Source organism: Thermogutta sp., from assembly GCF_014359955.1.
GTDB lineage: Bacteria > Planctomycetota > Planctomycetia > Pirellulales > Thermoguttaceae > Thermogutta.
Map to the genome: position 1 here is coordinate 1 of NZ_JACIYL010000093.1, position 9,443 is coordinate 9,443.

The window sequence follows — 9,443 nt, forward strand, 5'->3', positions numbered from 1 at the left end:
AGGGCACCAACCTGGGAAGCTCCTTTGAAGAACTCGCCACCATCGTGGAAGCAACCGAACAATCGCACCGCGTGGGCATCTGCTGGGACACCTGCCACATGCTGGCAGCGGACTACCCCATCGACCATCCCGATGGCTGGAACAAGACCGTGCGCTGGTTTGACCGCGTTCTCGGCCTGCACCGCCTTCGAGCAATCCACCTCAATGACAGCCGAACTCCCCGGGGTAGCCGCGTCGATCGCCACGAGCATATTGGCCGTGGCCACGTGGGGCTGGAAACCTTTCGCCGCCTGCTCCACGACCCTCGCGTCAATCACCTCCCCATGTTTCTGGAAACGCCCAAGGGAAAAACCGACGACGGTCAAGACTGGGACGTGGTCAACCTCACCGTCCTTCGTGAGCTCCTGGTGCGAACACCAGCAGCTTCCCCTCAGGAACCGCTTTAATAATGGCGGTTCGCAAGAGGGCACAGGCCGTCAGAAGGAAGCCAGAACACTCGCTTACGGCACCGTGACGCCAGGTGGAAGAGCCGCTTTCCAGCCCGCGTGGAGCAGATCCGCCATCTCTTTACGGACCTGTTCGTAGGCCGGATCATCCACAACGTTCCTCGTCTCCCAGGGGTCTTTCTCTAGGTCATAAAGGGCCGCAGGGATGGCGCCCTTTTTGAGCTCCATGTAACTGTATTTCTTGGTCCGCACGCACTCGCCGAAGGCGTCACCGTCATCTTCCACAATGAAGGCGGCCTTTTTCCAGGGACGTTGCGGATTCACCAGCAGCGGCGCGAAGCTGATGCCTTCCAGGTTTTTCGGTAGGTCCAGCTTGAGCAGTTCTCCCAGCGTGGGGACGAGATCCACAAACTCGACAATTTCGTCACAGGTTTTCCCGTTGGCCGGGGCACCGGGAACGCGGACAATCAGCGGTGCCCGATGCGTCGCTTCCAGCATCGAGTATTTCGACCAGAAGCCGTGGTCGCCCAAATGGAATCCGTGATCGCCCAGGAAAATGACGATCGTGTTTTTGTCCAGTCCAGTTTCTTCCAGGGCGTCAAGAATCATCCCGATATTGTCGTCCACAAACGTCAGACATGCGTAATAGGCCGCGATGGCCTCTTTCGCCTGCTGCCGTGTGGGTTGCTTGAGCGTAAAGATATCCGGGTTGCCGCCGAACGCCCGCTTGGGATACGGGAAATTGACCAGACTTTCCGGCGGGGCGGGTGGATCCGGGATTTGAGCGGGGTCGTACATGTCGATGTACTGCTTCGGGCAGATGAGCGGCGTGTGGGGTCGGGACTGCGCCACCGCAAGGAAGAACTGCTGCTTCGATTTGGCAAACTCCTTCAACAGGGCCGCCGCGGTCGCAGCCATTCGGTAATCGCCTTCCTGTTCCCGAGTTCGGCCGGAATCTCCGTACCGATCCGATTGTCTCCGTCGCCACTCGCGATATTCACGACTTTTCTGATCCTTGGGCGGCGGCTGCCAATCGGCGGGACGCGGGACGGGTGGAAACTTGATAATCGGTCCGGGACCTTTCCAGCCTGGCGGCGGCGTGTACATCTCAATGCGATCGAAGACCGAAAGCTGCTTTTCCGCGTAGTCTGTGCGGTGAAATAATTTGCCAATGACCGCCAGATAAAAACCTTTGGCCTTCAAATATTCCGGCAGGGTGAGAACCCCTTCCGGTAAATGGGCGTCCATCTCTTGTTCATTGCGAGTCACCCGGGTCGTCAGCGGCCGAAGACCAGTGAGAAATGACGCGCGGGAAGGATTGCAGCACACCGCCTGAACGTAGGCCCGATCAAAACGCACCGCGGTCTTGGTGAATCGATCCAGGTTGGGCGTTTTGCAGATCGGATTCCCGTAACACCCGAGGGCTGCGGCGTTGCAGTCCTCGATGTCGATAAGCAGCACGTTCATGTGTGAAGTGTCGGGCAGAGCCTGCACCTCACCCGTCAAACATGTCGCCAGAAGCAATCCCCACAGGACAGACATACGTCACCTCCCCAACAGCTCAATGACGAACCATCACCTTGAAACAGGCAATCCGGGAGAAAAACCTCCCCCATGGCAGCCGACGCCATTATACCTGCGCCCAAGTTGGACGAAAGAGCCCTGCCAGTGTAACTCCTCCAGGCTCGTTTTTTTCCGGATAACGGCGGCCACATGAAAACGGATAGAGTCCGTCTTCGGAGAAAGTCGCTTGACGGCTCCGCTTTTCCAGGATGGATGATCCGTTTGATTCCATCGGGCACAAGAACCGTTCACCGGTAGGGGCAATTCATGAATGGCCTCTCCCACGCGCTATCCCTTTAGCTTCCAGCAAATCCTTCCAAAAAGTCGGGATCCGTCGGGTTGTGTCTATTCTTTCCCATCACGTCGCGGCCCTGGCCTTCCACGGATTCTAACAACGCGCGGAAACAAGCCCGGACCTGCGGCTCCTTCAGCACCGCCCTTCAGCCATTTACAATGGAAGGTTCGGAAAGACACCAGACGAGATTGGGAGGTTGATGTGATGGTCATCAAACCGCAACGGGCGCTGATCAGTGTCAGCGACAAAACGGGTCTGGCCGAATTCGCCCAGCAGCTCCACAAATTGGGAATTGAGATTTTCAGCACAGGCGGCACCCGCCTGTTTCTCGAGCAGGCCGGCGTCCCGGTGAAGGATGTGGCGGCCTACACCGGATTCCCCGAGATGATGGAAGGCCGGGTGAAGACCCTCCATCCGCGGATCTTCGGCGGGATTCTGGCGCGGCGCGATCGGCCGGAAGATCTCCAATCCATGGAAGAGCACGGGATTCTGGCCTTCGATCTCGTCGTGGTCAATCTTTACCCCTTCCGGAAAACGATCGAACGACCCGGCTGCACGGAAGCAGACGCCATCGAGAACATTGACATCGGGGGACCTTCGCTGGTGCGGGCGGCGGCCAAGAACCACGCGTTTGTCGCCGTCGTTACGCAGCCCGCCCAGTACGCCGAGATTCTCAGCGACCTGCAAGCCCACGACGGAATCACGCTGGAGCTGCGTCGCCGGCTTGCCGCCGAGGCTTTCGCGCATACTGCCGAGTACGATCAGGCCATCGCCACGTGGTTTGCCAAACAGGTGGAACCTGGCGTCTTTCCACCACGCCTGTTCTTCCGTTACGATCGGATTTCCACGCTTCGCTACGGCGAGAATCCTCATCAGCAGGCAGCCGTGTACGCCGTTCCCGAAGCGAAAGGGCCGTCCGTCGTCACGGCGCGACAGCTCCACGGAAAGGAACTTTCCTATAACAATTTGCTCGATCTGGAATCCGCCCTGGAAATCGTTCGCCATTTCGAGGAACCGGCCACGAGCGTCATCAAGCACAACAACCCGTGCGGGGCAGCCGTCGCGGATTCGCTCGCCGAAGCCACTCGTAAAGCCCTGGCCGGCGATCCGGTGAGCGCCTTCGGTTCCGTACTGGGGATGAATCGGGTGGTGGATCGCGCGACGGCGGAAGTCCTCTGTGAACCGGGGCTTTTCATCGAGGCCATCATCGCGCCGGCCTTCGATCGCGAGGCTCTGGACATGTTGACCACCGTGCCCAAGTGGAAAAAGAACGTGCGGCTCATGGAAGTTGGAGAGCTGCCACGGCCGGCGCCTTGCTGGAGTTACCGCCCGCTCCAGGAAGGCCTCCTTGTGCAGGACGCCGATAATCTGCCCGACGATGAAACAGAGTGGAAAGTCGTCACGCAGGTTCAGCCAGATGACGCTCTTCTCCCTGAGCTTCGCTTTGCCTGGGCGATGGTTCGCTTCGTCAAATCCAACGCCATCGTCCTTGCCAAGGACCAGATGCTGGTGGGGGTGGGCGCCGGTCAGATGAGTCGCGTGGATTCCGTGGAAATTGCGATCCGCAAAGCGGGAGACCGGGCCGCCGGCAGTGTCCTGGCCTCCGATGCCTTTTTCCCCTTCCCTGATTCGATCGAACACGCTGCCAGGGCGGGGATTCGCGCCATCATTCAACCGGGCGGCTCGGTGCGAGATGAGGAAGTCATCGCCGCCTGCAACCAGCACGGAATCCCCATGATCTTCACGGGACGGCGCCACTTCCGGCATTGAGGGTGCGGCATCGCAGGGAGCAGGTCCAACTCCTGGATGTGCCCTAGGTCAGGTACTTTTCGAGCACCTGGGGTAAATCATCCACCGTGATCAAGCGGCTGAAGTCGAGCAGACCGCTGAGCGCTCGAGAATAAACCTGATAGCCGATTTCCTCGAGAATGGCGATCGGGTTGAGCCCGGCGATGACGATAACCCCGACACGACCTGAGATGACGGGAATGCCCAGCAAGGGCTGCGAGGGGAGTCCTACCGCCATCAGGCCGCCCAATCCGATGCGCGCCATCTCTTCTTCAAGATGGATGACGACTTCCCGGGCATCCTCGGGAATCTCCCGAAAGCTCGCCCCGATCAGCCCGTTTCCATCTGTAATCGCGCCTCGGTAGTTCGTCATTCGGCCACGGATGAACACCTCCAGTGGATCGATACTTGTTCCGTCGTAGTGGATAATCTCGGCGAATCGCACGGGCTTGCCATCGCGAAGTTCCAAGAGGCCGCCGAATCGCGAAGCGGTAGGAATACCGTGCTTGAGCAGCACACTGTTGAAGGTGATCGAACAGATCGTGCAGAACGCGATTTTGCCGGGAGGAATCTGAACCCCGCCGAGCGTTTCACCGGGTTCCAGGATGGCCAGCCGTCGCCCCATGCCGTAGCCCTTGTAGAAAACCTGGCACACCGCGTCCAGACACTGGGCAAGGTCCCGCGGATTGACCACCGAGGTGTTGACCACCACCGTGCCGGTGCGGCGTTCCAGATCGAAGGTCATCTTGTAGGTCATTTCGTCGATTCGGGCGGAGAGATATCCAACCCGCTGCACCGTCTGGGCAATGCGGAGTTCGGCGAGGCCTTTTTCGGAGATGGTATGGCCACGATGCCCATAGGAAATCGTCAACCCCTCGCGATCGAGTTCGTTGAGGTACAGGCGGACGGTCCGCTCGCTGAGCAGGTAACCCGCGGAGGCCAGCGCTTCGGCGATCTCGCCAGAGGTGAGAGGCTGCTGCGACTTGCGGAGAACGCGGAGGATTTCCATCCTGTGCCGTGACTTGCGTTCTTCCCTTCGAGATACAGACATTTCTTCCCGCACTCGCGGAAGGGAGGATTTTCTGCTCATGGCCGAACCTCCGAGCTGACCCATCGCGATTCCGAAGCCATCCAGTCAGATGCAGGACAGGAATTTCCGGCAGAGGATTGGCAATGCGGCGACTCTCTTTTCCGGAAATCCCGTTCATCTGGCATTCAACCAGTTTACATCCCATGAATCTTGCCGAAAACCATCCAGCAATCGGCAATTTTGCCAATTTTTGGAAATGGCCACCACGTTGATACGGTAAGTGGTATTGGGATCTGGGGCAAAAATCGCTGATTGATAAACGGTCCCGTATTGACGAAATCTGGAGATTTGGTAATATAATGCCGATTATGTCTGAACCTTGCTGCCGATTTGTCAGCCTGTCTGTGGTTTTCAAACTTCCGGGAGACGTACGATGACATTCATTCAGTACCGCAAGCAAAACGATGTTCTGGGAACGGTGAACCGGGGAAACCCGGCCGATTCGGGATTGTGCACCCTCTGCGAATCGGACTGTAAGGGGAAGTGTGAAACCTGGCTCAGTTCGCTGGTGGGCAGGAAGCTGCTCTATCCGCGAAACTTCGGCCATGTCACCGCCGGTTCTGCCAACGTTGTGGCACTGGGCGTGGGTTATCACGCCCTGCGCATTCAGGGTTACGCCTACGACGCGACAGGATTGCCGCCGGGGATGACGGATTCCCCCGACGATTGCGTCTTTCCGCGGGTCGATGTGACCACCGAATTTGGTCGTGAGGTCAAAACGAAGTGTCGCGTGCCGATCATGACCGGCGCGCTGGGTTCCACGTTCGTGGCGGCCAAGTACTGGGATTCCTTTGCCATCGGCGCCGCGCTCTGCGGATTCCCTATTGTGGTTGGTGAAAACGTTGTGGGAGTGGACCGCAATTCGGTATTCAAAGATGGCCGCGTGGTGGAATCTCCCGAGATGGACCGCCGCGTCAATTCTTTCCTTCGCTACTATGACGGTTACGGCGCCATCATCGTGCAGATGAACGTGGAAGATACCCGCAACGGCGTGGCGCAGTATCTCATCGAAAAATTTGGCGATAAAGTCATTCTGGAGCTGAAGTGGGGACAGGGCGCCAAGGACATCGGGGGCGAAATCCAGGTGAGCGACATCGAATACGCTCGGTTCCTCAAAGATCGGGGCTATATTGTGGATCCCGATCCTTACGATCCGGTCGCCGAGGCCGCCTATCGCTCCGGTGCACTCCGCTCTTTTGCCCGCCACAGCCGCTTGGGGGCCTCCAATCTTCACTCGGCGGAGGACGTGTACGAAGACTTCATGAACTCGATCGACTTTTTCCGCAAGCTCGGCTACAAGCGGATTTCGCTGAAGACGGGGGCCTACGGGATGGAAGCTCTGGCCCTGGCCCTGCGCTGCGCCGCGGACGCCAAACTCGATCTTTTGACCATCGACGGCGCCGGCGGTGGCACGGGCATGAGCCCCTGGAACATGATGGAATACTGGGGTGTTCCTTCGCTCCATCTGCACGCCAAAACGTACGAATACTGCCAGATTCTCAAGCAGCGCGGAATCCAGCCGCCGGATATTTCGCTGGGCGGTGGATTCGGTCGCGAAGACCACATCTTCAAGGCGCTGGCCCTCTGCGCTCCGTACACGAAGCTCGTATGCATGGGCCGCGCCATGATGATCCCGGGCTTCCTGGGCAGCAACATCGAAGGGGTGCTGCGGCCGGAACGGCGGGCGGCCGTCAACGGCAATTGGGACAGCCTCCCTGCCAGCGTGACGGCCATCGGTCAAAAACCGGAAGAGATCTTCGCTGCGTGGGAGACGGTCAAGGCCAAGGTCGGTGCCGAAGAAATGAAGAACATTCCGTTCGGAGCCGTGGCCGTGTGCTGTCTGGTGGACAAGCTCATGGCTGGTCTTCAGCAACTGATGGCCGGCGCCCGTCGCTTCAATCTCAGCGCGATCCGCCGGGAAGATCTGATGGCCGCCAACCGCGAGACGGCCGAGGTGACGGGCATCCCCTTCATGCTCGATGCCCAAAATGATAAGGCGCTGGAGATTCTCAAGAAGTAACGCCGGGCTTTAAGCTGCGCAGCGGGTCCAAGAGGCGACCGTCGGCACATGCCGACGGTCGTTTGTTTTGAATGGGGCACGCCGTGCCGGAGGGAAGCGAAAAACGGGGTTTACTCAGATCGGGACGCCTGCCGCTCGCTTTCTTCGGCACACTTGACGCAGGTCGTGGCGTAGGGGATGGCTTTCAGGCGGATTTTGGGAATTCGCTGGCCGCACATCTCGCACTTGCCGTAGGTGCCCTCCTCGATGGCCTTGAGCGCGGCGTTGACGCGCTCGAGCACCTCCCTTTCATTCTCGACAAGGGAGAGCGTAAACTCCTGCTCGTAATTGTCGCTGCCCAATTCCGCCGGATGGATGGACGATCCTGCCCGCCCGGCCAGCCCTTCCTCGTTTTGATTGAGGGCCGCCTGAGTCAGATAGCGAACGTTGCCCGACAGACGCTCCCGCAGGGCCAGCAACTCCTTTCGAAAATGTTCCAGCTCTTCTTTCTTCAACGACTCATGCTTCATTGTCCACACCTCACCGGTGCCTGGCAAAATTGTGGGCACAATCAGGGTCAAAATTCGATTGTAGGTGGGCCCTGGAAGACTGTCAAACAGCTTCCATCTCGAAAAATCCCCAGTTTTCCTTTGGCGATAGCTCGGAGGGACCTGTTGTCAGGTCCGCTCGTCGGAGGGACGTGCTTGTCACGTCCGCTTTTCGAATTATGGGCCTGGTGGGGCAGATTGATGGGCGCGGTTCCGTTGCTGGTTAAACGGTAGGGGCAATCCATGAATTGCCCCTACAAAACTTTGTGCACGTGGCATGTCAAAGATTCTTTGTAAAGTGGGGATCGCTCAGGCTTCCTTCTCTCCTTGCAACCTTTTTCAGCATTTCAGGTTCTCAAAAGTTTTTGTACGAAATTTCGTTCGCCCAGCCACTAATAATGTGGTGGGGTGATCCGGCGGATTGGGCGTGTTCCATTGAATCCCCTTATTCCGCTCGCCCCCCCACCCGGAAAAATGAGTACGACGTTTACCGGCCGAGACTTTGTCGCGAAAACCTCTCACACCTGGCGGAGACGAACCTATGCGGTTGACCCTGCGAACACTTCTGGCCTATCTGGACAATGTTCTCGAGCCTGAAGATGCCGCTGAACTGGGGAAAAAGATCGAAGAAAGCGAAGTAGCCAAGGCCCTCATTCAGCGAATTCGGGAACTTCTCCGCAAGGACAAACTCGGCGCACCGGAAGTCCTCGACCACCGCGAGAGCCTCGATCCCAACACCGTGGCCGAGTATCTCGACAACACTTTGCCCGCGGAAAAAGTCGCGGACTTTGAAAAGGTGTGCCTGGAGTCGGACATCGAACTTGCAGAAGTAGCGGCGTGCCATCAGATTCTCGCCCTGGTGCTGGGAGAACCCGCCGAGGTGGATCCGGCCCTCCGCGAAAAGATTTACAGGCTTCCCCAGGTGGCCGCTCAACAGGAATCTGCCGTGGAACGCATTGCGCGGGACCTCACTTCCGATGTCGAGGGGCCTCCACCCGCTGAAGCTGAGCCGTCCGGCGTCTCTCGCACCCGAACGCGGACGGAAGCCCAGTTTGTGTCCAATGTTCCCGACCACAGCTATCGGCGGTGGTTGCTGGGGCTTTCCGTGCTGCTTATTTTGGGATTTGCCGTGGTTGGCGGACTGCTCGTCTATCGAACGTGGGGGACTTCCACCGGTGGACCGGAGACCGCCCTGGCCGTCAAGGACACAGAAGCGCCGGCGAGTGCCGGTGAGAAGGAACCGGTAGCAAAACCCGCAGAGTCTGGAGCAGCACCTTCAAAAGACTCCGCACCTGCGACGGGGCAGGGCAAGCCTGCCGCCCCTGCGCCTGCCGCGGAAGCCCCAGGGAAAGACACCCGGGAGATTCCTCCCGCTTCGCCGAGTCCCGGTCCTGCCTTGTCAGGTTTACCTCCTGAAACAGGCCAACCTTCCCAGCAGGCTTCCCCAGAAGCTCCAGTGACCGCACCACCCACTGCGCCCGCACAGCAGCCAATGACGCCACCGGCAGAATTGCCTGCCCAGCCCAGTCCTCCACCAACAGAGGTCGCGGCGGTGCCACAACTCCCGCAATCGCCCCAGCCGCCGGTAGGGGATCTTCTTCCGGCACCTCCGCCCGCCTCGCCGGCACCACCAACCAGTTTGCCGGGAGGCACCATTCCGGACGCCGTGCCGCCGATGGATGTGGCGCCTCTCCCCCCAGAACCGATCGGCACC

At 59.0% G+C, this 9,443-nt stretch carries 6 protein-coding genes and 1 pseudogene; 4 read left to right on the plus strand and 3 right to left on the minus strand.

Annotated elements, in window-relative coordinates; translation table 11 throughout:
- Positions 1–446 (plus strand): deoxyribonuclease IV (locus H5U08_RS04710; RefSeq protein WP_297030767.1); only part of this gene is annotated, 446 nt, incomplete at its 5' end.
- A 54-nt stretch (positions 447–500) separates the two neighbouring features.
- On the opposite strand, the gene H5U08_RS04715 is transcribed toward H5U08_RS04710, so the two are convergent.
- A complete protein-coding gene (locus H5U08_RS04715; protein ID WP_297030770.1) occupies positions 501–1,988 on the minus strand; it encodes a sulfatase in 1,488 nt (495 codons plus the stop codon).
- Positions 1,989–2,508: 520 nt separating this feature from the next.
- Here H5U08_RS04715 and purH point away from each other — a divergent pair.
- A complete protein-coding gene (gene purH / locus H5U08_RS04720) occupies positions 2,509–4,074 on the plus strand; it encodes a bifunctional phosphoribosylaminoimidazolecarboxamide formyltransferase/IMP cyclohydrolase (protein WP_297030780.1) in 1,566 nt (521 codons plus the stop codon).
- Positions 4,075–4,117: 43 nt separating this feature from the next.
- On the opposite strand, the gene H5U08_RS04725 is transcribed toward purH, so the two are convergent.
- The gene (locus tag H5U08_RS04725) at positions 4,118–5,182 is read right to left on the minus strand and encodes an NrpR regulatory domain-containing protein (protein ID WP_297030773.1); all 1,065 of its coding nucleotides are present in this window, start codon (positions 5,180–5,182) and stop codon (positions 4,118–4,120) included.
- Positions 5,183–5,555: 373 nt separating this feature from the next.
- Between H5U08_RS04725 and H5U08_RS04730 the strand changes: the two genes are divergently transcribed.
- Positions 5,556–7,202, plus strand: coding sequence for a glutamate synthase-related protein (locus H5U08_RS04730; protein WP_297030776.1), 1,647 nt, complete (start codon positions 5,556–5,558; stop codon positions 7,200–7,202).
- A gap of 110 nt (positions 7,203–7,312) precedes the next feature.
- On the opposite strand, the gene H5U08_RS04735 is transcribed toward H5U08_RS04730, so the two are convergent.
- Positions 7,313–7,711: a TraR/DksA C4-type zinc finger protein gene (locus H5U08_RS04735; protein ID WP_297030779.1), complete on the minus strand. Its 399-nt coding sequence runs from the start codon at positions 7,709–7,711 to the stop codon at positions 7,313–7,315.
- A 559-nt stretch (positions 7,712–8,270) separates the two neighbouring features.
- On the opposite strand from H5U08_RS04735, the pseudogene H5U08_RS04740 reads away from it, so the two are divergent.
- Positions 8,271–9,443: pseudogene (locus H5U08_RS04740) on the plus strand (hypothetical protein); the annotation flags it as partial.